The organism is Comamonas sp. FUJ_7 (genome assembly GCF_057369555.1).
Genome location: NZ_JBXXZI010000002.1, coordinates 233,231 through 256,107, shown reverse-complemented (window position 1 = coordinate 256,107; position 22,877 = coordinate 233,231). Strand labels below are relative to the sequence as shown.

Below are 22,877 nucleotides of genomic sequence, written 5' to 3'. Positions count from 1 at the left end.
CTGACTCATGACTGCTCCCAATATTGTTTTCATCCTGGCCGATGACTTGGGCTGGGCCGATCTCGGCGTCTATGGCGCCACCGACTTCAAAACCCCTCACCTTGATCATCTGGCCTCGCAGGGCGTGCGTTTTAATCAGGCCTATGCCAACTCTGCCGTGTGCTCGGCCACGCGCATCGCCCTGATAACCGGACGTTACCAATACCGACTGCGGGCGGGACTGGAAGAGCCTCTGGCTCGCTATGGTGCACAACTCGGCCTGCCGCCAGATCACCCCACACTGCCGTCGCTGCTCAAGAAAGCCGGTTACGACACGGCGCTAATCGGCAAATGGCATCTGGGCAAGCCCCCTGCCTATGGGCCACAACGCAGCGGCTACGACTATTTCTTTGGCAACCACAGCGGTGCCATCGACTACTTCACACACAAGCCCGGAGTCGGCGAACAATTCAGCGCCGACCTCTGGCAAGGCGAAAGCCCCGTGGAGCGCACGGGCTACTACACCGATATCCTGGGGGACGAAGCCACACACTATGTGCATGAACGCAAAGGTCAGGACAAGCCCTTTTTCCTCTCACTGCACTTCACCGCGCCCCATTGGCCCTGGGAGGGGCCGAATGACGAACATGTCGCGCACAGCATCAAGGACCTTTTCCACTACGACGGTGGCAGCCTGAAGAAATACGGCGAAATCGTCGAAGCACTGGACAAGGCGGTCGGCCAGGTATTGCAAGCGCTTGACGATACAGGTCAGGCCGACAACACCATCGTCATCTTCACCAGTGACAACGGCGGTGAGCGTTTTTCCAAGACCTGGCCGTTCACGGGGCAGAAAACAGAGCTGCTCGAAGGCGGCATCCGCGTTCCCACCTTGCTGCGCTGGACAGCCCGTATTCAACCCCAGGTACAAGAGCAAGTCACCGCTACATTTGACTGGCTACCCACTCTGCTGGCTGCAGCCGGAGGCAGGCAGGACCCTGATTTTCCGAGCGATGGACAAAACATATTGCCTATCCTCGAAGGAAATGCCGAGGTCACTGACCGCACCCTGTTCTGGCGCTACAAGTCTCAGAGCCAGCGCGCGATACGCCAGGGCCCTTGGAAGTACCTCAAGATCAACGACAACGAATTTTTGTTCAATGTCGTCGACGACACACGCGAGCGCGCCAACCTCAAGGAGCATTACCCCGAAATATTTGCCCTGCTGCGCCAGCAGTGGCAAGAGTGGGACAGGCAACTGCTACCCATTCCCGCTGAAAGCTACAGCCACGGTCTGTCACCCGACATTCAGGCAGACCGCTATGTACCGACGCGTCTGAGTCAAGGCTAAGCCCCATCCATGCAGCCAAACAGCTGACTGCGTTATCCTTCACAACCCGCAAGAACCAATGGCTGCCCGTCATTGGTTCTTGTGCTTTCATCTGTACGGATTTCGCCCCATGACTGCTGCCCACGCCCTGCCCTGTATTGCCATTGCCGGCCCCACTGCCTCAGGCAAGACGGCGGCAGCGCTGGCGCTGGCCGAACGTCTGGCACAAGGAGGACAAAAGACCGAGATCATCAGTGTGGACTCCGCTCTGGTCTACCAGGGCATGAACATTGGCACGGCCAAGCCCACCGCGGCAGAACTGGCCGCCGTGCCGCATCACCTCATCGACATCATCGACCCGCTGCAGGCCTATAGTGCGGCCGAGTTCGTGCGCGACACGCAAAGACTGGTCGATGAAATCCGCAGCAGCCATGCTATTCCCTTGCTGGTGGGTGGAACCATGCTGTACTTCAAGGCCTTGATGGATGGGCTGGATGAAATGCCGCCCGCCAACCCCGAAGTACGCGCCATGCTGGATGCGCAGGCTGCTGTGCGCGGCTGGCCCGCCATGCACAGCTTGCTGAGCGGGCTGGACCCCATTACCGCCGCCCGCCTGGCGCCCGGCGACAGCCAGCGCATTCAACGCGCACTGGAGGTCTGGCATATCTCGGGCAAGCCCCTGTCCAGCTTTCACACTACCAAAAACAAAGCAGGTCCCGCAGAGCAGATGGGCCTTGCAGCACTTTTTTCCTTGGAGCCCGCTGAGCGCACCTGGTTGCACCAACGTATTGCACAGCGCTTTGACCTGATGCTGGAGCAAGGCTTTCTGGACGAAGTACGTCAGCTGCGCGCACGCGGTGATCTGCATCTGGATCTGCCTTCCATGCGCTGTGTGGGCTACCGCCAGGCATGGGAAGTGCTGGACGCCTTCGAGGCCGATCCCAGCAAGCCACTGGATATGGCCAGTCTGCGCGAGCGGGGCATTGCCGCCACCCGCCAGCTCGCCAAACGCCAGATCACCTGGCTGCGCTCCATGCCGCAGCGCCACGCCATTGCCTGCGATGCGCCCGATGCGCAGCAGCAACTGCTGGATGCGGCCATGGCAGCCATTGATGCAGCGCAGCAAGCAGCCCGCTAAGACCTGCTGCTGCAGCGCCCGTCGTTAAGATGGCCGCATGGCTGCCAACGACTCATCCCACGCCCATCCGCTGCTGCAGGTTCGCAATATTGCCAAACGCTATGGCGAAGGAGATGCCCAATCCAGCGTCTTCGAGCAGATCAGCTTCGAGGTTCAGCGCGGTGAATTTGTCGCCATCATCGGCAACTCCGGCGTAGGCAAGTCCACGTTCCTCAATTGCCTGGCAGGACTGGACAGCTGGCAAGAAGGCCAGGTTCTGCATCAAGGCACAGACCTTTCCACATTGGATGAAGCCCAGCGCGCCATCTGGCGACGGGCACATCTGGGCTTTGTGTTTCAGGCCTTTCATGTGCTGCCGCACCTGGATGTGGTGCAGAACATCGCCCTGCCGCTGATGCTGCTGGGCCGCATGAATGCCCAAGGTCAGCAACGCGTGCAACAGGTACTGCAAGCCGTGGGGCTGGAAGGCCTAGGCCAGCGCCTGCCTCAGCAGCTCAGCGGTGGCCAGCTGCAGCGCGTGGCCATTGCCCGTGCACTGGTGCACTCACCGCCTCTGCTGCTGGCTGATGAACCCACCGGCAATCTGGACCCGTCAACGGCCCAGCAAATCATGGACTTGCTACTGGCGCAGACGCGCGAGCAAGGCACGGCCTTGGTGCTTGTCACCCACTCCACTGAAGCCGCCAGGCGCGCCGACCGCGTGCTGCGGTTGACGGCCAGCGGCATGCATGAGGAACGCGCCTAGCGCGGGTCGCGCACCTTGTAGCTCTTGCTGACGAAAGGCACTTCCTCCACGCCTCGGCGTTGATTGACCGTCAGCGTCATCGCAAAGAACAGATTGCACAACACATTGCACATGCGCGGCAGGATCTCAGGAATCTCGCACCCCTCCTGCTCCACTCGCACCATGCAACGAATGGCTTTCTTGGCCGCAGAGCGCGCCTGATGCAGCTGCGGCACAGGGGCGGCACCTCGCGGCAGCACAAAGGCATGAAAGCGCTCTCCGGCCTGCTCGCGGTAATAGTCAAGGCGCTGCTTGAGCCAATCCAGATCTGCCTCATCTACTGCCAGCTTGCCGCGAATCGAGCCATTGATATGAAAAGCCAGCGGCTGTATGCGATCCAGGTCTTCGCGCAGATCGGCAAACTCAGCTGGCGTTGACTCCAGCGCGCTGCCAATCAACCCGCACAGCTCATCGGTGGTCACTTCAAAGTCACAGAGGTAGGAGATCTCACAGATAAAGGGATAGCAGACTTCGTCAAAGTTTTTGCTGAGCTTCATGGATTGAACAATCAAAAATCGAGTCGCCGCAAGCAGGCGGCAAAAATGGTGGCTGCTTCATCTAGTCGAGGGCCGGGGCGGGTCACAGTGCGTCCCTCCTCCGCCGTCAACTGACAGACACGGTGCTGCTTTTGCCCGGGCTGTACGGCTCGCATCTTCTGCCAACCGGGCCTGTCTTCGAGCTTGCGCAAGCTGCTGCCGTGATGCGCCAAGATGATGAGGTCAGGATCTGCGCGCAGCACAAACTCTGGCGATAGTCGAATGAATGGGCTGGCTGCATCCGGTGTGATGTTGCGCACCCCCAGATGGCCCAGCAGCTGCCCCATGAAGGAGCGTGGGCCTGCGGCATACATGGCGGGGTCAACTTCCAGATAGACACGCGGCTCCTTGATCTGATGACGCGCCTTGACAGGGGCGACGACAGTCTCCAGTCGGTGCTGCATCTGTTGCCATACGGCCAGCGCTTGCCCGGTCTCCAGTGCTTCATCCACCTTATGCATCACCGCCTGCACCTGCTCGATCGTGGCGGCATCGGCCACCAGATATGAAATCCTGGCGGCCTGCAAACGAGCTATCACGCCATCCACCCGTCCCAGCAGTACCAGATCAGGCCTGAGAGCCACGATGCGCTCCATATCCGGCTGCCAGGTCTTGCCCAGTTGGGGCAGGCTGCGCACCTGCGGTGGATCTTGCGAGAACTCGTCAACCCCCACCAGCCGATCACAAGCGCCCAGCGCACAAACAGTCTCTGTAGCTGACGGCAGCAAGGAGATGATGCGCAGAGGCGGCGCGGCCTGCGCCACGCCTGCCCAGCACAGAGCTGCTGCCGCCAGCAACCACCGCTTTAGCGAGGAGTCCACTTCACGCTGACAAAGAAGTTGCGACCTGCATTGGCATAACCCTTGCTGGGCTGGTAATCCTTGTCGGTCAGGTTATTCAGCCGCGCCAGCACACTCCACTGCTTGTTGACCGCATATTCGGCATACAGGTTGAAGAGACTGTAGCCACCCAGCTGCTGGGTATTGGCCACATCCACCTGACGCTGGCTATAGAGCTGTGCCTCCGCACCCAGCACCCAGGCATTGACCTGGGTGTCTGCGTACAGCTTGAGCATGCGCTTGGAGCGATAAGGCAGCAGCTTGCCGTTTTCGCGGTTGATGGGCTGCATCATGTCCAGCGATCCGCCCAGGTTCCAGCCGGAAAGACGAGTGCTGCCGGACAAGGTCAGGCCCTTGATATTCACACTTTGCCAATTGCTATAACAGTAGCAGGAAGAGTCCCACGCAATTTGGTCATGCACGCGATTTTGGTATATCACGGCTGAAAGCGTGTTAGAGCCCTGTTCGAAGTGCAAACCAGTTTCTATATTGCGGCTGCTTTCGGGTCGTAGATCTGCAGCAGCCTGGCCAGTAAAGCGCTCGTACAGGGTTGGTGTGCGAAAAGCGGTTCCTGCCGACGCCACCCAGCGCAACTGATCGTTGATTTGCAGACCATAGCCCAGACCACCCGTGGTCTTGCTTTTTTGGTCTTTCACCTCATCGTGACGCACATGGGCATTGAGGCTGTGTGCGCCCGAACTGTAGTTCCAGCCCAGAGCCAAGGCGTTCTGTACTCGCTTGCTGTCAGTGTTCTGAGTCCAAGCGTAACGGGTATCCAGCGAATCTTCATTGCGCTCGTAGTCCACATTGAAGCGGTTGGCACCCAGCGTAAAGATGTTCTGCCACAGCAGGCCATCACTTTTGCCCTTGGCCGACTCGGGGGAGCTGGTACGGCGCTCAGTATCCATCTCGGTATGGGAGAGCTGCACCACGCTGCGGTACATCTCGTTCCATTGCGCGCCCCATTTCAGGCTGGCTGTGGTGGTTTCTACCGTGTCGTAATCGTCAAAAGGCGCCGGGCTCTGGTCATAGTGAGACTTCAGGCGGTTGTAGCGCAAGCTGCCATCCAGCGCATGAATGCCCGCCTTGTAGCCCAGGTTTACGCTGGCGGAGCTATTGGAGTAACCATCCTTGTCCGTATTATTTAAGCCGTAAGGCGTGACAACATCCCAGCCGCGGCTGCGCTCATCGGCCAGATTAAAGGCATAGGTCAAGCCATTCGCACCACCTGTCAGGCCTGCAGCCGCTTTGCTGCTGCGATAGCTGCCAAAGCCCAGCTCCGCATAAGGCAAGGGTGCACCCTCCTGTCCCTTGCGCGTGAAGATCTGAATCACTCCACCCATGGCGTCCGAGCCATATACCGCAGCTGCAGGGCCGCGCAGCACTTCGATACGCTCGATCTGTGCCAGAGGCAGGGATGCCCAGTTGCCACCGCCTTGCATTTCTTGTGTGCTGTAACGCACGCCATCCACAAACACAATGGAGTGCTGATTGCTCATGCCGCGCAAATACACGCTGGTCGCCTGGCCGGGACCACCATTGCGATTGATCTGAACACCAGGCACACGCGCCAGTACATCGGCCACGCCTACAGCGCCTGCACGGCTGATCTGCTCGCTGTCGATCACGGTCATATCGGCCGTGATACTGTCCATGCTTTGCGGAATACGCGTGGCCGTGACCACGGTTTCGGCCATCTGCCGCTCTGTCTGCGCCTGGGCAGTCAACGCACAGGCAGACAAAGTAGCCGCCGCCACCCAGGTCAGTCGAAAAGAAGAAAAAGCAGATGCAGACGCACGCAAGGCAGCATCGCCTTGAGCGAAGGAGATAGAGCTGGACATAGAAGTTCTCAAACAGTTGGCACCGGCGTCCCCGCCTGATGCGTCCCACACCAGAGGCTTTTTCAAGCCCTGGCCCATGTTTGGCCGGTATCCAGACTGATGCACGCGCTGCCTGGCCTTCCCAAAGCGCAATGCGCTTCAGTGGCTGCGATAGACAGCGTGGTTTTCACCTGTGCACTCACTGTTGCGGGGGCAGTACATGCTGAGCCTGCGGTGATTGCAGACCTCCATGTTTCCCGTTTAACTGCTGCGTCAGAACAACGCCGCGAGCACCAAAGCGCGCTATTTTAGCGATCTGTCCCACCCAGCACTGCACCCAATGGCCGATGCAGAATTTCGGCCTCCGTTTTTGATGACTCCTACCTCCTTGTTTTTGCTGCTCAGCAGCTTTTCATGGCAAGAGCTGCGCCAGCACCCGTGGCGTACAGCTACAGCGCTGATCGCCATCATGCTGGGCGTGGCTCTGGGGTTTGCAGTGCATGTCATCAACCAATCTGCGCTTGATGAGTTCTCGCGTGCGGTGCGCAGTGTCAACGGCCAGCCCGATCTGCAGTTGCACGCCATGCAGGGCAGCTTGCCGCTGGCGCTGTACCCGCAGGCTGCACAGGCCGAAGGCGTGGCCAGCGCCGTGCCCTGGCTGGAGACCTCGGCCCTGCTGCCATCCAGCGCAGCTCCTTCGGGCGATGCCACAGCACGCAGCACTGAAGGCGCAGTCACAGCCAGCAACACCAAGGGCGCTGCACGCGGCACCACGCTACGCGTGCTGGGCAGCGATGCGCTCAAGCTTGCTCACATCGCCCCGGCACTGATGCCGCGCCTATTTGAAGGCGGCAACCGGCTTGATTTGTTCGCCCCTGATGCGGTGTTTCTCAACGCCTCTGCTCTACAAGCCCTGCAACTAAGCCCCGATCAGGCCCCAAACGCCCCCTTGAATTGGCTGCTCAATGGTCAGCCGCAGCAGCTACGCATTGCCGGCACCGTGGCAGCCAGTGGCGCGCCCGTGGCCGTGATGGACATTGCCGCCTTGCAGCAGAAGCTGGCTGACTTTGAAAGGCTGGACCGCATCGACATCTTGCTGACCGACAGCGCCAGCCGCAGTCAGGTCACCACCGCCCTGCATGCGCTGCCAGACTGGCAGAGGCAGATATTGATACAGCAGCCCAGCGACGACCAGCAGCGCGTGGGCGAGATGTCACGCGCCTACCGTGTCAATCTGACGGTTCTGGCGCTGGTGGCCTTGTTCACCGGGGCATTTCTGGTGTTCTCGGTGCTGGCACTCAGCGTGGCGCAACGCGCACCGCAGTTTGCGCTGCTGGCAGTTTTAGGAGCCACGCCACGCCAGCGCATGGCACTGGTGCTGCTGGAGGCGCTGGCACTGGGCATCATCGGTAGCCTAGCCGGCATTGCTCTGGGCAGTGGCCTAGCATGGCTGGCCCTGCAGGTGCTGGGCGGCGATCTGGGCGGCGGCTTTTTTGCCGGGGTTCAACCCAATTTGCACTGGAGCTCAATAGCGGCCGTGGTCTTCGGCCTGCTCGGTATTGCCGCCACGCTGGCTGGCGCATGGTGGCCTGCACGCACTGCCATGGATTTGCCCCCGGCTGCCACGCTCAAAGGCCTTGGCAGCGCCCATGAAAAAGCGCCGCATATCTGGCCCGCCTTGCTGCTGCTTACAGCCAGTGTGGCACTGGCCTTTATGCCGCCTGTGGCGGGCATTCCACTGACCGCCTATATCGCCGTGGGCTTGCTGCTGCTGGGCGGCATGGCGGCGCTGCCGTGGCTGCTGGGTGCCGTGCTTGGCATGGTCCCTTCAAGCCTCTCACGCCAGCCGCTGGTCATGTTGGCACTGGAGCGCGCACGCCGTATGCGCCACGCCACCACCGTGGCCGTCGGCGGCGTGGTGGCCAGCCTGAGCCTGGCCGTGGCGCTGACAGTCATGGTCACCAGTTTTCGCGGCAGCATGATGGAGTGGCTCGATGCCGTGCTGCCCGCCCCTCTTTATGTACGCGCCGCCGGTGGCTCAAGCCGCGCAGATGCAGCCCTGCTGCCTGCAGACGCCGCACAGCGCATCAGCCAGTTACCGGGTATAGAGCGCGCACAAGCCATGCGCAGCAGCACCTTGGTACTGAGCCCTGAGCGCCCGGCCATCAGCCTGCTGATTCGCCCACTCAAAGGTGATCAGGCCATGCAACTGCCATGGGTCGACGGCCCGCTAACCTCAGCGCGCAGCGGCATTCCCGTGCATATCAGCGAAGCCGTGGCCCAGCTCTATGGCTTGAAGCCTGGAGATGAGTGGCCGCTGCTTTCCAAGGCTTTTAGCCTTCAAGCGCACGACCATCAAGCGCAAGCAGCTACGTTTTACATAGCATCTATCTGGCGCGACTATGTTCGCCAGTTTGGCGCTGTGGCACTGGACTGGCAGGACTATCTGGCTCTCACCGGCAATACAGGCAATGCCGCGCAGATCAGCGAGATTGCCACCTGGCCCCAGGTGCACAGCACTCTCACATCCGCCGAGCTGCAAGCTGCCATAGAACAAGCCATTGCAACGCCGGGGCGGCCTGCGCCAGCACTGGAGTTCGTCAGCAGCGCCGCGCTGCGCGAGCGCTCTTTGCGCATTTTCGACCGCAGCTTTGCCGTGACCTACTGGCTGCAGGCCGTGGCTATTGGCATTGGTTTGTTCGGCATTGCAGCCAGCTTCAGCGCCCAGGTACTGGCGCGGCGCAAGGAGTTTGGTCTGCTGGCGCACCTGGGCCTGACACAGCGCAATGTACTGAGTGTGGTGGCCACCGAAGGACTGGCGTGGACGGCAATGGGCGCCATGGCTGGCAGCTTGCTAGGCCTGGGTGTGGCCGTCATCCTGGTGCATGTAGTCAATCCGCAGAGCTTTCACTGGACGATGGAGCTGCGCCTGCCTGCCCTGCGCCTGTTGAGCCTTGCGGCAGCCGTGATACTCGCCGGCGTCATTACCGCCTGGCTGGCCGGGCGCAAGGCCGCCAGTGCAGACGCCGTACTTGCCGTCAAAGAAGACTGGTAAATACCCAACCGTTATACCTGCAATCCCAGCAGAGTTTTTCACACAACAGCAAACAGCGGCGCTGCACAATAAATCATCTGACTCAGCTCTAGGGGGTGCGTATGCAAGTCCAGTCCTATCTGTTTTTTGATGGCCGCTGTGAAGAGGCTCTGGATTTCTATCAAGCGGCCCTTGGCGCTGAAATCACTGCGCTGATGCGCTGCAAAGATGCCCCCCCACAGCCTGAATCATCGGCCCAGGAAGGCTGTGGCCCGGGTCAGATGGCCCCTGAAAAAATCATGCACGCCAATATGCAGATTGGGGAGACCCAAGTCATGGCGTCTGACGGCATGAATGGCGGCAAGCCTGACTTCAAAGGCTTTGCCCTCTCCATCACTGCCCCGAATGAAAATGAAGCCCACCGCATTTTTGCAGCCATTGGCGAAGGCGGTAAGGTGCAGATGCCACTGGGTGAGACCTTTTTTGCCCGCAGCTTTGGCATGGTGACAGACCGCTTTGGCGTCAGTTGGATGGTGATTGTTCCGTTGCTCGATATTGGCTGATACAGAGCAAGTCAATAAAGTCACCGCAGCAGCCTGAACGGTCACAATGGGGCATGCGCCAAATGCCCCTGATGCCAGCCAATTTCGCACCTGCTAATGCAACCATCTCGCGCCGGATGTCTCTGCACGCACTGGCTGCGGCTGGTCTTGGCTTGAGCAACTTGGCCCTGCCCCATTCAGCCATGGCTCTGCCTGTCAAAACGCTGCAATTTCCGCGTGACTTCGGCAGTCACCCCGACCTACAGACCGAGTGGTGGTACATCACCGGACAGTTGCAAGCGGGAGACCGCCCCTGGGGCTTTCAGCTCACGTTTTTTCGCTCCCGCGTTGAAGGCACGCAGAGTCTGCAGTCACCACTGGCCGCCAAGCAACTGATCTTTGCCCATGCCGCGCTCTGCGATGTACAGGGCCGCAAGCTGCACCACGACCAACGCATGGCGCGTGCAGGCATGGGTCTGGCCGATGCCTCTGAAGAGGACACTCATGTCTTCATCCAGGACTGGTATCTGAAGCGCGAAAATTTAGCGGGCAAAGCGGCAGATGCAGGCAGCCATTACCGCGCCAGGCTCGCCGCCAAAGATTTCACGCTTGATCTTCAATTTCATAGCACCCAGCCATTGCTGTTACAGGGCTCGAATGGTCTTTCACGCAAAGGCCCACGCGAAGAGCAGGCCAGCTACTACTACAGCCAGCCTCAGCTTGCCGTTACAGGCTCCATTGCCATTGGAGGTCAGCAACTGCCTGTGCAAGCCAGCCCTCACAACCGAGCATGGCTAGACCATGAGTGCAGCACCGCTATCATGGATAAGGAGGCACAAGGCTGGGACTGGATCGGCATGAATCTCAATGACGGCAGCGCCCTCACCGCCTTTCATCTGCGCCGCCCCGATGGCTCGGCGCTATGGGCTGGTGGCTCTTTTCGCTCTCCTGAACAGCCAGCGCAAATTTTTGCGCCCGAGCAGGTTCATTTCACCCCCCTGCGCTATTGGAGCAGCCCGCACAGCAAGGCCCGCTATCCCGTGGCCTGGAGCGTACAGACTCCGGCTGGTCATTTCGAAGTTCATGCCTTGGTGGACGCTCAGGAGCTGGACAGCCGCGCCAGCACCGGCGCCATTTACTGGGAAGGCCTGTGTGAACTGCGCCGCATCAGCGCCGATGGCCGCAGCAGCCCTGTGGGCCGGGGCTATCTGGAAATGACAGGTTATGCGGCTGCGATGAGGCTATAGCGTCACCGCAGGCAGTTGTTCAAAATCTCGTCACGCCGCAACAGCAAGCAAGGCCTCCCCCGCAGCGAGTCTGTCGTTTCCCACCCCTACAGCAAAGCAAAGCGTGAGGGAGGCCTTCAGAAAGACCTCCTCTGCTTCTCCCTAGCAAAGCCGTTCAAGGGTTACTTCCGTTTTTCCAGCCAGGCAATCAGCTCTCCCATGATGCCCTTGCGGAACAACAGCACGCACAGCACAAAGATCAGGCCGGTGACGATGGTGACGGACTCACCCAGCGTGCTGAACCACTCCACGCCTGTGGTACGCGCCATGAAAGTGCCGAACTCGCCAATCTTGTTCTCCAGCGCCACCACCACGGCAGAGCCCAGAATCGGTCCGGACAGGGTCCCCAGCCCTCCCATCAGCGTCATCAAAATCACATGCCCAGAGGTGGTCCAGTGAACATCGGACAAGGTGGCAAAGCCCAGCACCAGCGTCTTGAGCGAGCCTGCTAGTCCTGTCAAAGCAGCCGAGATCACAAAGGCCAGCAGCTTGAAGCGGTTGACGTCATAGCCCAGTGAAATGGCACGCGGCTCGTTTTCCTTGATGGCCTTGAGCACCTGACCAAAAGGCGAATGGATGGTGCGCACGATCAGCAAGAAGGCCAGCACCACAACGACCAAGGCCACGTAATACATGGTCAGATCGCTGCTCAGGTCAATCACGCCAAACAGCTTGCCACGGGCCACACCTTGCAGCCCGTCTTCACCGCCGGTGAACTTGGCCTGCAGCGCCACAAAGAACAGCATCTGCGCCAGTGCCAGCGTGATCATGGAGAAGTAAATGCCCTGACGGCGAATGGCCAACCAGCCTGCGATCAACCCCAGCAGAGCGCCGACCAAGGTGCCCAGCAGCATGCCTATTTCGGGCGTAAAGCCCCAGGCCTTGATGCTGTAGCCCGCCACATAGGCCGCCCCCCCCAGAAAGGCTGCATGGCCAAAGGACAGCAGACCCGTATAGCCCAACAGCAGATTGAAGGCCGAAGCAAACAGTGCAAAGCACATGAGCTTCATCACAAACACCGGGTAGGCCCCCAGAAATGGCGCAGCAATCAGGCCCAGCAGCAGCAGGCCATAGCCCACAGGGGCAATGCGTTGAACAAGCGTCTTGGATTTCATGGTGTGCGCCCTCTTATTTTTCTTTACCGAACAGGCCTGCGGGGCGAATCAGCAAAACAATGACCATGATGAAGAACACGACGGTGGACGAGGCCTCGGGCCAGAACACCTTGGTCAGCCCTTCAATGACCCCCAGCCCCAGCCCGGTCAGGATGGAGCCCATGATGGAGCCCATACCGCCGATCACCACCACAGCAAACACCACGATGATGAGGTTCTGCCCCATCAGCGGCGTGACCTGGTAGACGGGTGCGGCCAGCACGCCGGCAAAAGCAGCCAGTGCAGCGCCAAAGGCATAGGTCAGCGTGATCATCACGGGCACGTTGACGCCAAAGGCTTCAACCAGACGCGGGTTCTCAGTGCCTGCTCGCAAGTAGGCACCGATGCGGGTTTTCTCGATCACAAACCAGGTTGCCACACACACCACGATGGAGGCCACCACCACCCATGCGCGATAGTTAGGCAAGATCATGAAGCCCAGATTGGTCGCACCTTCCAGCAGCTCAGGCGTGTCGTAGCCCAGACCCGAGACGCCGTAGATGGAGCGAAATACACCCTCGATCAGCAGCGACAGACCCAGCGTCAGCAGCAGGCCATAGAGGTGGTCGAGCTTGTAGATCCAGCGCAGTAAAAAGCGCTCTATCAGCACGCCCAGCAGCCCCACCACCAGCGGCGACAGAATCAGCATCACCCAGTAGTTGATGCCGAAGTAGCTCATGGCCATCCAGGTGCACATGGCGCCCAGCATGAACAGCGCGCCATGCGCAAAGTTGATGACATTGAGCAGGCCGAAAATCACGGCCAGACCCAGACTCAGAATTGCGTAGAACGAACCGTTGACCAGCCCCAAAAGGAGCTGGCTCATCAGGCCGGGCAATGAAACACCGAAGATTTCCATGAGAGATGCGCTGGTGAGGGTGAGGTGTGCGTCAGAGCAGCAGCGCAGGCTGCTGCTCCAGCCTTTGCGCTATTACTTCCAGAGCGCGCACTTGGTTTCTGCCTTGGTGGTCCACACCGTGTCGGCAGGCAGGGTCTGCAGCACCTTCAGGTAGTCCCAGGGTTTGGCGGAGTCCGCAGGTTTTTTGACCTCCATCAGATACATATCGTGGGCGAAGGTCCCATCGGGGCGAATCACGCCCTTGCCGTAAAAGTCACTAATGGGGGTGCTCTTGAGGTAGGCCATCACCTTCTCGGGGTTCGTGGTCTTTACCGCCTCTACTGCCTTTAGGTAGTTCATGGTGGCCGAGTAGTTGCCAGCTTGCACATCGGTAGGCATGCGCTTGGCTTTGGCAAAGAACTTGTTGGCAAATTTGCGCGACTCGTCGTTCATATCCCAATACCAGCTGCTGGTGTGCAGCAGGCCTTCGGTATTCTTCAGGCCCAGGCTGTGAATATCGGTCAGAAAGACCAGCAGACCGGCGGTCTTCATGGTCTTGTTGATGCCAAATTCCTTGGCCGCCTTAATGGCGTTGATGGTGTCGCCGCCCGCATTGGCCAGCCCCAGAATATGGGCCTTGGAGCTTTGCGCCTGCAGTAGGAAGGAAGAGAAGTCAGAGGCATTGAGCGGGTGCTTGACAGATCCCACCACCTTACCGCCCTTGGCCTTGATAACCTTGGTGGTGTCGGCCTCCAGCGCCTGTCCAAAGGCATAGTCGGCGGTCAGAAAGAACCAGTCCTTGCCGCCGCGATCGACCACCGCACCACCCGTGCCCTTGGCCAGCGCCACGGTGTCATACACATAGTGCACGGTATAGGGGTTGCACTGCTCGTTGGTCAGGGCCGATGAGCCTGCGCCGGTGTTGATGTGCACACGCTTTTTTTCGTTGGCGACCTGAGACACCGCCAGCGCCGCACCCGAATTGGTACCGCTGAAGGCCAGCGAGATGTTTTGCGTATCAATCCACTCGCGCATCTTGGATGCAGCGATGTCGGCCTTGTTCTGGTGGTCTGCGCTCAGCAGCTCGATGGGCTGGCCCAGGGCCTTGCCGCCAAAGTCATCAATCGCCATCTGAATGGCCATGGCTCCGTTCTTGCCGTCCACGTCGGCGTAGAGACTGGACATATCGGTCACAAAGCCAATCTTCACTTTTTCCTGGGCCTGGACCAGAGGGCTGGCCAGGCCAGCGGCAGCCAGCATGCACGAGAGAACGCTCAGTTTTGCTTTCATCTTTATCTCCGGGTTAGGTCTTTGTTGTGAACGAAAACGACAAGCTCAAAAAACGAAATGCCTTGGGAAATGCCTTAGACGCCGAGCAGCTCATTGAGCACGGACATCTTTGCGTCCAGCTCGCTGGCATCAAAGCGAAGTGCCACATGCCCATGCTCGACCACATAGAAGCGATCGGCCAGCGGAGCAGCAAAGCGGAAGTTCTGCTCCACCATGACCACGGTGTAGCCCTTCTCGCGCAGCGTGGTGATCATGCGGGCCAGGGCCTGCACGATCACGGGTGCCAGGCCTTCGGAAATTTCATCGAGCAACAGCAAGCGTGCACCGGTGCGCAGAATGCGCGCCACTGCCAGCATCTGCTGCTCGCCACCCGACAGGCGCGTGCCCTGGCTGCTCCGACGCTCATAAAGATTGGGGAACATCTGATAGATCTCATCGATGCTCATACCCGGCTGACCGGTCTTCAGAGGCGGTGGCAGCAGCAGGTTTTCCTCGCAGGACAGGCTGGAGAAAATGCCGCGCTCCTCGGGGCAATAGCCCACGCCCAGATGGGCGATTTTGTGCGTAGGCATGTGAATGGTTTCCACGCCATTGATCTTGATCGAGCCCTTGCGCGAGCCCGTCAGCCCCATGATGGCGCGCAGCGTAGAGGTGCGGCCCGCGCCATTGCGGCCCAGCAGCGTCACCACCTCGCCCGGATGCACCACCAGATCCATGCCATGCAGCACATGGGATTCGCCATACCAGGCATTGAGTCCCGAAATTTCCAGCGCCGGAGTACTTGCTTTATTCATCGTTCACCAAACTTCAAAACTGGCAGATTCCAGATAAGAGACATCAAGCAAGGGCCGCCCCGCAGCGAAGATGTCGTCCCCCCTGGGGGGAAGCCGCAAAGCGGCACAGGGGGGATCAATGACCATTCAGCTGCCCATCCGTCGTCCCCATATACGCTTCCATGACTTGCGGATTTTTGGAGACTTCCTCGTAGCGCCCCTCGGCCAGCACCGCGCCGCGCTGCAGCACCGTGATGCGGTCAGCAATGGAGGCAATCACCTTCATGTTGTGCTCCACCATCAAAATGGTGCGCCCTGCCGATACCTTTTTGATGAGCTGGGTGACTCGGTCCACGTCCTCGTGCCCCATGCCCTGCGTGGGCTCATCGAGCAGCATCAGCTCGGGCTCCATGGCCAGTGTGGTGGCGATCTCCAGCGCGCGCTTGCGGCCATAAGGCAGATTCACCGTCAGCTCGTCGGCCAGCTCCTGCAGACCGACTTCGGTCAGCAACTCCATGGCACGGTCATTGAGCTGGTTCAGCGACTTCTCGCTGCTCCAGAAGTGATAGGCCGTACCCAGCTTGCGCTGCAGACCGATGCGTACGTTTTCCAGCAAGCTGCAATGCGGGAAGACGGCAGAAATCTGAAACGAGCGAATCACGCCGCGCCGGGCTATCTGGGCCGGTGCTTCGCGGGTAATGTCCGCTCCGTTGAATTGAATGGTTCCGGAGGTGGGTTCCAGAAACTTGGTGAGCAAATTAAAGCAAGTGGTCTTGCCCGCACCGTTAGGCCCGATCAGCGCATGAATGGAGCCGCGCTGCACGGCCAGATCCACCTTGCTGACGGCGGTAAAGCCTTTGAACTCTTTGGTGAGCTGTCTGGTTTCGAGAATAAGGTCGCTCATGCGCGCTTTGCCGATACGTAAGCAGGACAACAATGACAGAGCAGCCACTGGCACTCTCTCGCCTCTGGGTGGCTGACAAACTTGATTCATGAAGTTGAGCAGCCACTTACCGTCAGCGATCTTGTTCCACAGCATTCACAGGCTTTAGCGGGAAACTCCTAGGCCAGCTCCCCAACCGGACTCTCGCTTACCCTCACACCCAGTGGCCAAAGGCACCACCAAGAAAGCAATCACTTACATCAAACCCAAAGTTCAAAGTGATTTACAGAGCAGAAAAACGGTCCGAAAAATATCAATGCAAGAGTCGCAACCAAGCAGGGGCCAGCACTTTCAGCTATCAAAAATGATGATTCAATATCTGCAAGCACTTGCTTATCTCGAATCAACACCTGCAGAAAACCCGTAGAGATCAATAACCAGTGCAACGGCTCAGTTACTAGCCAGTGCTACAGAAATATGCTTGCGATTTGTCGCTATTGAATATAGAAAGCGACAAAGATTGCTATTAAATAAAAAGCACCTTGCGCTGACTACTCCTTCAACTCAATCACATTCAATGCTTATTTCCTTGATAGGCAAGCGCAAGCTGCTATGAAAATAAAAAAGCCAGCGGCTTGTGAAAGCGCTGGCTGGTGTTTGAACGGTGATGCGGCCAAGAGCAGGACTGCACTACTGCAGGCTGCCTCCGCCTTCGCCGCCCGAGCCTTCGGGCAGGGCCAGGGGCACGACGCCTATGCCCTCTTCCAACAATTCCAGCGCCTCTTCAGTGCTGGTCTGCCCGCGAATAGCGCGGGCTTCAATCTCGCCGTAGTGCATGCGGCGCGCTTCTTCCGCAAAGTGCTTGCCCACATCTTCGGTGTTTTGCGCCACTTTGCGCGACCACTGCATCCAGGCGCTTTGCATGGCGTGCAGTTGCTCGCGTGCTTCGGCACTGATCTCGGGCATTTTGGGTGCTGCGACCTGCGCGGGCACAGCAGCTGGCTGCACCGCTGCAGCAGGCAAAGCTTTCTGCGCGGCTGGTGCCGTTTTAGGAGGCTGTGCGCCCAGGTTGATTCTGGGAGCACTCAAGCGCTTGGTCACATCACTGTCGCCGCACATGGGGCATTGCACCAGTTGGCGTTGCAGCTGATTTTGAAAATCATCTTCCGAAGCAAACCAGCCTTCAAAGACATGGCCTGCAGGGCAATGAAGATCAAGCACTTTCATGGCAGCTCTCAGCCTTTGCGGTGCACCAGATAGCGGTACACAAAGCCGGGGAAAGCCAGGGTCAGAAACAGCGTGGCTGTGACGGCATAAAACTCCCAGCCCTGGGGCGAGATCTGACCGGCACGGCGCTCAAGCAGCAGGCCCAGGCCGCCCACCAAAAAATACAGCACGATCATTTCCAGCAAGCGCACCCACAGCGGCTTGCGCCCAGCCATGACGGGGCCGACGATGGCCAGTCGCTGGTTGATAAAAGGCAAATTGGCTGCCACAAGGGCAGCCAAGATGATGAGCCAGATAGAGGCGGTAATAGACACTCAACCAATCCTAGAAAAAGCAATGAGGGCATCGAGCCCTCATTGCATTCGTCTTATCAGGAAGCCAGGGCACGCACGACAGCGTCAGCGCACAAGGCCATCAGTCCGCCGGGCAAGATACCCAGCAGCAAAACCAGTGCACCATTGATGGTCAGCACAACGCGCACATCCAGAGGAGCGGACACGCTGGTAGCCGTGATTGGAGCATCAAAGTACATGACCTTGACCACGCGCAGGTAATAGAAGGCACCGATCAGCGACATGATCACGGCAAACACGGCCAGACCGATGTACAGGCTGCTGCCCGATGCAATCAGTGCCTGCAGCACGGACAGCTTGGCGTAGAAGCCGACCAGCGGAGGGATACCGGCCATGGAGAACAGGCAGATGGCCATCACGCCAGCGTACAGCGGGCTGCGCTGATTCAGGCCAGCCAGATCGGCAATCTCTTCGCTTTCAAAGCCTTCGCGGGCCAGCAGCAAGATCACACCGAAGGCAGCCAGAGCGGTCAGCACATAGGTCACCATGTAGAACATGGCGGAGCTGTAGGCGTTCTCAACCGTTGCAGGATCGACCTTGCCATCGACCACACCCGACATCAGGCCCAGCAGCACAAAGCCCATCTGGGAAATCGTCGAGTAAGCCAGCATGCGCTTGATGCTGGTCTGCTGCAGACCAGCCAAGTTACCCACCAGCAGCGAGCAGACGGCCAGAACCATCAGCATCTGTTGCCAGTCAATCGCCAGCGGCAGCAAGCCGTCCACCAGCAGGCGGATGATCATTGCGAAAGCAGCCAGCTTGGGCGCGCCACCGATCAGGGCGGTGATGGCGGTAGGAGCACCGTGGTAGACGTCGGGCACCCACATGTGGAAGGGAACCGCGCCCAGCTTGAAGGCCAAACCTGCAACCACGAACACCAGACCGAAGACCAGAACCTGGTGCTTGATTTCGCCGGAGTTGATGGCCTTGAAGACTTGACCGATATCCAGCGAACCGGTTGCACCATAGAGCATGGACATGCCGTACAGCAGGAAGCCGGAAGCCATGGCTCCCAGTACAAAGTACTTCATGGCGGCTTCGACAGAAGCTTCATGGTCACGGCGCAGTGCCACCAGCGCGTAGCTGGACAGAGTCAGCAGCTCCAAGCCGAGGTACAGGACCAGGAAGTTGTTGCCGCTGATCATGATGAACATGCCCAGCAGCGACAGCATCGACAGGGTGAAGAACTCACCACCGCGCAGCATGTCGCGCTCGGCCGCGTAGGGGCGGCCATAGACCATGGTGATCATCATGGCAACGGTGGCGAAGCACTTGAGCCAGTTGCCCATGGCGTCCGAGACAACCATGTTGCCCCAGCCGTAGAAGGTATTGCCACTAGAGGCATACATGCCTTGCATCACCGCCACAACAAGCAGGGTGAGCATGGTCAGAACATAGGTACCTGTGCGGCGAGCGCTTTTCACGCCCAAATCCACCAAGGCGATGACGCAGGCCATCACCAGGAGAATGATCTCCGGGTAAATCGCCAGCCAGCTGATGTTGTCAATCATCTCGTGTCTCTCGTTTCAGTCGGGTCAGTTGAGCTTGCTCACAGCCACATGCTTGATGAGCTCAGCCACAGACACGTCCATCACATCGGTGAAGGGCTTGGGATACAGACCCATGGCCAGCACTGCCACAGCCAGGACGCCCAGTACCAGGAACTCGCGGCAGTTGATGTCCTTGAGCTCGGCAACATGGTCGTTGCCCACAGGACCCAGGTAAACGCGCTTGTACATCCACAGGGTGTAGGCTGCACCAAAGATCAGAGCGGTTGCTGCGCCCAAACCGATCCAGAAGTTGTATTCCACAGCGCCCAGAATCACCATCCACTCACCCACGAAGCCGGCCGTTGCAGGCAGGCCGCAGTTGGCCATGGCAAACAGCAGGGCAAAGGCTGCGAACTTGGGCATGGTGTTGACCACACCGCCGTAAGCGGCGATTTCACGCGAGTGAACGCGGTCGTACAGCACGCCGATGCACAGGAACATGGCACCCGACACAAAGCCGTGGGCAATCATCTGGATCAGACCGCCGGCAATGCCCAAGCTGTTGAACATGAAGAAGCCCAGAGTCACAAAGCCCATGTGAGCGACGGACGAGTAAGCCACCAGTTTCTTCATGTCGCGCTGGACCAGAGCCACCACACCCACGTAGATCACGGCGATCAGCGACAGTGTGATCATCAGGCCCGACCACTCATGCGCTGCATCGGGAGCGATGGGCAGCGAGAAGCGCAGGAAACCGTAGGCACCGAGTTTCAGCATGATGGCGGCCAGCACGGCGGAACCACCGGTAGGCGCTTCCACGTGAACGTCTGGCAGCCAGGTGTGCACGGGGAACATGGGCACCTTCACCGCAAAAGCTGCGAAGAAGGCAAAGAAGATCAGCGTCTGCGCAGTGCCGGACAGGGGCAGCTTGTGCCAGTCCAGGATCTCGAAGCTGCCACCCGACTGGGTGTACAGATAGATCAGGGCAACCAGCGTGAGCAGCGAGCCCATCAAGGTGTACAGGAAGAACTTGAAGGCAGCGTAGATACGGTTCGGGCCGCCCCAGACACCGATGATCAGATACATCGGAATCAGAGTTGCTTCGAAGAACACGTAGAACAGCATGCCGTCCAGTGCTGCGAACACACCAATCATCAGACCCGAGAGGATCAGGAAGGCGCCCATGTACTGGTTCACGCGCTCGGTGATGTTGGCCCAGGAGGCAATCACCACGATGACCGTGATGAAAGCTGTCAGTGGCACAAACCACATGGAGATGCCATCCACGCCCAGGTGGTAGTGGATGTTGAAGCGCTCGATCCAGAGCACGTTCTCCACAAACTGCATGTTGGCAGTCGTGGTGTCAAAGCCGGTGATCAGAGGAATGGTCACCGCAAAGCCGATCATCGCACCAATCAGGGCCAACCAGCGCACTGCGTTGGCCTGCCCTTCTTTGCTGAAGGCCAGCAGGAGGGCGCCAAAGGCAATCGGCACCCAGATAGAAAGACTCAACAAACCCATTTTTGTTCTTCCCCTACTACTTGTTGAGCCACACGAAGTACGTCATGAGGGCAACGATACCCAGCAGCATGACCAACGCGTAGTGATAGAGATAGCCTGTTTGCAGGCCGCGAATCCATTGACCAAACTTGGCCATGAGCTTCCAGGAGCCGTTGACGACAGCACCGTCGATGATGGCCTGATCGCCCACCTTCCAGAAGACTGTACCGAAGGCACGAGCACCGCGGGCAAAGATGTTCTCGTACACCCAGTCCACGCCGTACTTGCCTTCCAGAACCTGGTACAGACCAATCTTCTTGGAGAAAGCCATGATGGCAGCAGGAATTTCAGGCTTGACCATGTAGAACACATAGGAGACCAGCACACCCGCCAGAGCCAGCCAGAAAGGCGCAGTCTGGAAGCCATGCAGTGCCATGGGCACCCAGCCGTGAATCTTTTCTGCTAGCTCAGCCATGGCGCCATGCTTGGAGCCATCGACGTAGATCACGCCCTTGAAGAAGTCGCCAAACAACATGGGCATCAGGGCAATCGCACCGATCACCACCGAAGGAATGGCCAGCAGCATCAGAGGGCCGGTCACCACCAGAGGCGACTCATGGGGCTTGGCATCGTGGCCATGACCGTGGTGGTCATCGTGATGCGCATCGGGGTTCTGGTCGTAACGCTCTTTACCGTGGAACACGATGAAGTACAGACGGAACGAGTAGAAAGCCGTGATGAACACGCCAGCCAGAACTGCAAAGTTGGCAAAGCCAGATGCAGGCAGGTTGGAAGCGTGAACTGCCTCGATGATGGCGTCCTTCGAGTAGAAGCCCGAGAAGAACGGCGTGCCGATCAGCGCCAGGTTACCCAGCAGGAAGGTGATCCAGGTGATAGGCATGTACTTGCGCACGCCACCCATCCAGCGGATATCCTGATTGTGGTGCATACCCATGATCACGGAACCAGCACCGAGGAACAGCAGCGCCTTGAAGAAGGCGTGTGTCATCAGGTGGAACACGGACACGGAGTAAGCCGAAACGCCCAGAGCAATGGTCATGTAACCCAGCTGAGACAGCGTGGAGTACGCGATCACGCGCTTGATGTCGTTCTGGATGATGCCCAGGATACCCATGAACAGCGCCGTGATGGAGCCGATCACCAGGATGAAGTTCAGCGCAGTATCCGACAGCTCATACAGGGGCGACATGCGCGACACCATGAAAATACCGGCCGTCACCATGGTCGCCGCGTGAATCAGCGCGGAGATAGGTGTGGGGCCTTCCATGGAGTCTGGCAGCCAAGCGTGCAGAGGGAACTGAGCCGACTTGCCCATCGCGCCAATGAACAGGCAAATCGCTGTCACGGTCACCAGCATCCAGCCAGTGCCGGGCAGCTGGGTGTTCTGGATCTCTGGCAGCTTGGCAAAGATTTCCGTGTAGTTCAGCGTGCCGGTGTAGGCAGCGATCAGGCCAATACCCAAGATGAAGCCAAAGTCACCTACACGGTTGACCAGGAAGGCCTTCATGTTGGCAAAAATGGCTGTGGACTTCTTGTAGTAGAAACCGATCAGCAGATAGGACACCAGACCCACGGCTTCCCAGCCGAAGAACAGCTGCAGCAGGTTGTTGCTCATCACAAGCATCAACATGGAGAAGGTGAACAGCGAGATATAGGAGAAGAAACGGTTGTAGCCGTCATCCTCTTCCATATAGCCCATGGTGTAGATGTGAACCATCAGCGACACGAAGGTCACCACGCACATCATCATGGCCGTGATGGAGTCGATCAGGAAACCGACCTCCATCTTCAGGCCACCGACAACCATCCATGTATAGATGGTTTCGTTGAACTTTGCGCCGTCAAAAACAACAGCCTGAAACGTAAGTGCCGACAGAACGAAGGCTACCAACACGCCCAGAATCGTCAGGGAGCTGCTGCCGGTGCGACCAATCTTGTTGCCGCCAAAGGCCGTGCCCCAGATACCCGCGAGTAAGGAGCCGACCAGCGGAGCCAGAGGCACCGCCAGCAGCATGGATGCAGAAAGGGTTTGACTCATTTCTTGAGAACCTTGCAAGTTA

At 58.8% G+C, this 22,877-nt stretch carries 19 protein-coding genes and 1 riboswitch; of the genes, 6 read left to right on the top strand and 13 right to left on the bottom strand.

Features of this window, described 5'->3' with window-relative positions:
- Window positions 1–7: 7 nt before the first annotated feature.
- The 3 genes from AC2I9W_RS04905 (at window position 8) to AC2I9W_RS04895 (ending at window position 3,192) form a co-directional block, all read left to right on the top strand.
- A complete protein-coding gene (locus tag AC2I9W_RS04905; protein ID WP_486408910.1) occupies window positions 8–1,330 on the top strand; it encodes a sulfatase family protein in 1,323 nt (440 codons plus the stop codon).
- 109 nt (window positions 1,331–1,439) lie between these two features.
- Window positions 1,440–2,447, top strand: coding sequence for a tRNA (adenosine(37)-N6)-dimethylallyltransferase MiaA (gene miaA, locus AC2I9W_RS04900; RefSeq protein ID WP_486408909.1), 1,008 nt, complete (start codon window positions 1,440–1,442; stop codon window positions 2,445–2,447).
- Window positions 2,448–2,484: 37 nt separating this feature from the next.
- Entirely contained in the window at window positions 2,485–3,192 is a 708-nt protein-coding gene (locus AC2I9W_RS04895; protein WP_486408908.1) for an ABC transporter ATP-binding protein, read from the top strand.
- On the opposite strand, the gene AC2I9W_RS04890 is transcribed toward AC2I9W_RS04895, so the two are convergent.
- Genes AC2I9W_RS04890 through AC2I9W_RS04880 form a run of 3 tightly spaced genes read right to left on the bottom strand, consistent with a single transcriptional unit; the run spans window position 3,189 to window position 6,447 of the window.
- Window positions 3,189–3,728: an ATP:cob(I)alamin adenosyltransferase gene (locus AC2I9W_RS04890; protein ID WP_486408907.1), complete on the bottom strand. Its 540-nt coding sequence runs from the start codon at window positions 3,726–3,728 to the stop codon at window positions 3,189–3,191. The genes AC2I9W_RS04895 and AC2I9W_RS04890 overlap by 4 nt on opposite strands.
- Window positions 3,729–3,739: 11 nt before the next feature.
- Window positions 3,740–4,588 carry an ABC transporter substrate-binding protein gene (locus AC2I9W_RS04885; protein ID WP_486408906.1) on the bottom strand — a complete coding sequence of 283 codons (849 nt, stop codon included), beginning with the start codon at window positions 4,586–4,588 and terminating at the stop codon, window positions 3,740–3,742.
- Window positions 4,573–6,447, bottom strand: a complete 1,875-nt coding sequence (locus AC2I9W_RS04880; RefSeq protein ID WP_486408905.1) for a TonB-dependent receptor domain-containing protein — start codon at window positions 6,445–6,447, stop codon at window positions 4,573–4,575. The genes AC2I9W_RS04885 and AC2I9W_RS04880 overlap by 16 nt, the downstream gene beginning before the upstream one ends.
- Before the next feature lie 65 nt (window positions 6,448–6,512).
- Window positions 6,513–6,738: riboswitch (cobalamin riboswitch) on the bottom strand.
- A 61-nt stretch (window positions 6,739–6,799) separates the two neighbouring features.
- Between AC2I9W_RS04880 and AC2I9W_RS04875 the strand changes: the two genes are divergently transcribed.
- The 3 genes from AC2I9W_RS04875 to AC2I9W_RS04865 all read left to right on the top strand — a co-directional run bounded on the left by AC2I9W_RS04875 (window position 6,800) and on the right by AC2I9W_RS04865 (window position 11,249).
- Window positions 6,800–9,481, top strand: coding sequence for an ABC transporter permease (locus tag AC2I9W_RS04875; RefSeq protein WP_486408904.1), 2,682 nt, complete (start codon window positions 6,800–6,802; stop codon window positions 9,479–9,481).
- A 101-nt stretch (window positions 9,482–9,582) separates the two neighbouring features.
- Window positions 9,583–10,023 carry a VOC family protein gene (locus AC2I9W_RS04870; RefSeq protein WP_486408903.1) on the top strand — a complete coding sequence of 147 codons (441 nt, stop codon included), beginning with the start codon at window positions 9,583–9,585 and terminating at the stop codon, window positions 10,021–10,023.
- 62 nt (window positions 10,024–10,085) lie between these two features.
- On the top strand, window positions 10,086–11,249 hold the full coding sequence (locus AC2I9W_RS04865; RefSeq protein ID WP_486408999.1) for a lipocalin-like domain-containing protein: 1,164 nt from the start codon (window positions 10,086–10,088) through the stop codon (window positions 11,247–11,249).
- Between the two features lie 161 nt (window positions 11,250–11,410).
- Here the strand turns inward: AC2I9W_RS04865 and AC2I9W_RS04860 are convergent, their stop codons facing one another.
- The 10 genes from AC2I9W_RS04860 to nuoL all read right to left on the bottom strand — a co-directional run bounded on the left by AC2I9W_RS04860 (window position 11,411) and on the right by nuoL (window position 22,855).
- The gene (locus AC2I9W_RS04860; RefSeq protein WP_486408902.1) at window positions 11,411–12,403 is read right to left on the bottom strand and encodes a branched-chain amino acid ABC transporter permease; all 993 of its coding nucleotides are present in this window, start codon (window positions 12,401–12,403) and stop codon (window positions 11,411–11,413) included.
- Window positions 12,404–12,416: 13 nt separating this feature from the next.
- Complete coding sequence (locus tag AC2I9W_RS04855; RefSeq protein ID WP_158390260.1) at window positions 12,417–13,301, bottom strand: branched-chain amino acid ABC transporter permease; 885 nt, start codon at window positions 13,299–13,301, stop codon at window positions 12,417–12,419.
- Window positions 13,302–13,373: 72 nt separating this feature from the next.
- Window positions 13,374–14,570, bottom strand: a complete 1,197-nt coding sequence (locus tag AC2I9W_RS04850; RefSeq protein WP_158390258.1) for an ABC transporter substrate-binding protein — start codon at window positions 14,568–14,570, stop codon at window positions 13,374–13,376.
- 74 nt (window positions 14,571–14,644) lie between these two features.
- A complete protein-coding gene (locus tag AC2I9W_RS04845) occupies window positions 14,645–15,364 on the bottom strand; it encodes an ABC transporter ATP-binding protein (protein ID WP_486408901.1) in 720 nt (239 codons plus the stop codon).
- A 115-nt stretch (window positions 15,365–15,479) separates the two neighbouring features.
- On the bottom strand, window positions 15,480–16,247 hold the full coding sequence (locus AC2I9W_RS04840) for an ABC transporter ATP-binding protein (protein ID WP_486408900.1): 768 nt from the start codon (window positions 16,245–16,247) through the stop codon (window positions 15,480–15,482).
- Window positions 16,248–16,916: 669 nt separating this feature from the next.
- Window positions 16,917–17,453 carry a DUF1178 family protein gene (locus AC2I9W_RS04835; RefSeq protein WP_486408899.1) on the bottom strand — a complete coding sequence of 179 codons (537 nt, stop codon included), beginning with the start codon at window positions 17,451–17,453 and terminating at the stop codon, window positions 16,917–16,919.
- A gap of 8 nt (window positions 17,454–17,461) precedes the next feature.
- A complete protein-coding gene (locus AC2I9W_RS04830) occupies window positions 17,462–17,767 on the bottom strand; it encodes a DUF2818 family protein (RefSeq protein ID WP_486408898.1) in 306 nt (101 codons plus the stop codon).
- Between the two features lie 56 nt (window positions 17,768–17,823).
- Window positions 17,824–19,317, bottom strand: a complete 1,494-nt coding sequence (nuoN, locus tag AC2I9W_RS04825; protein WP_158390248.1) for an NADH-quinone oxidoreductase subunit NuoN — start codon at window positions 19,315–19,317, stop codon at window positions 17,824–17,826.
- A gap of 24 nt (window positions 19,318–19,341) precedes the next feature.
- The gene (locus AC2I9W_RS04820; RefSeq protein ID WP_486408897.1) at window positions 19,342–20,817 is read right to left on the bottom strand and encodes an NADH-quinone oxidoreductase subunit M; all 1,476 of its coding nucleotides are present in this window, start codon (window positions 20,815–20,817) and stop codon (window positions 19,342–19,344) included.
- 16 nt (window positions 20,818–20,833) lie between these two features.
- Window positions 20,834–22,855 carry an NADH-quinone oxidoreductase subunit L gene (gene nuoL / locus AC2I9W_RS04815; protein ID WP_486408896.1) on the bottom strand — a complete coding sequence of 674 codons (2,022 nt, stop codon included), beginning with the start codon at window positions 22,853–22,855 and terminating at the stop codon, window positions 20,834–20,836.
- Window positions 22,856–22,877: the final 22 nt, after the last annotated feature.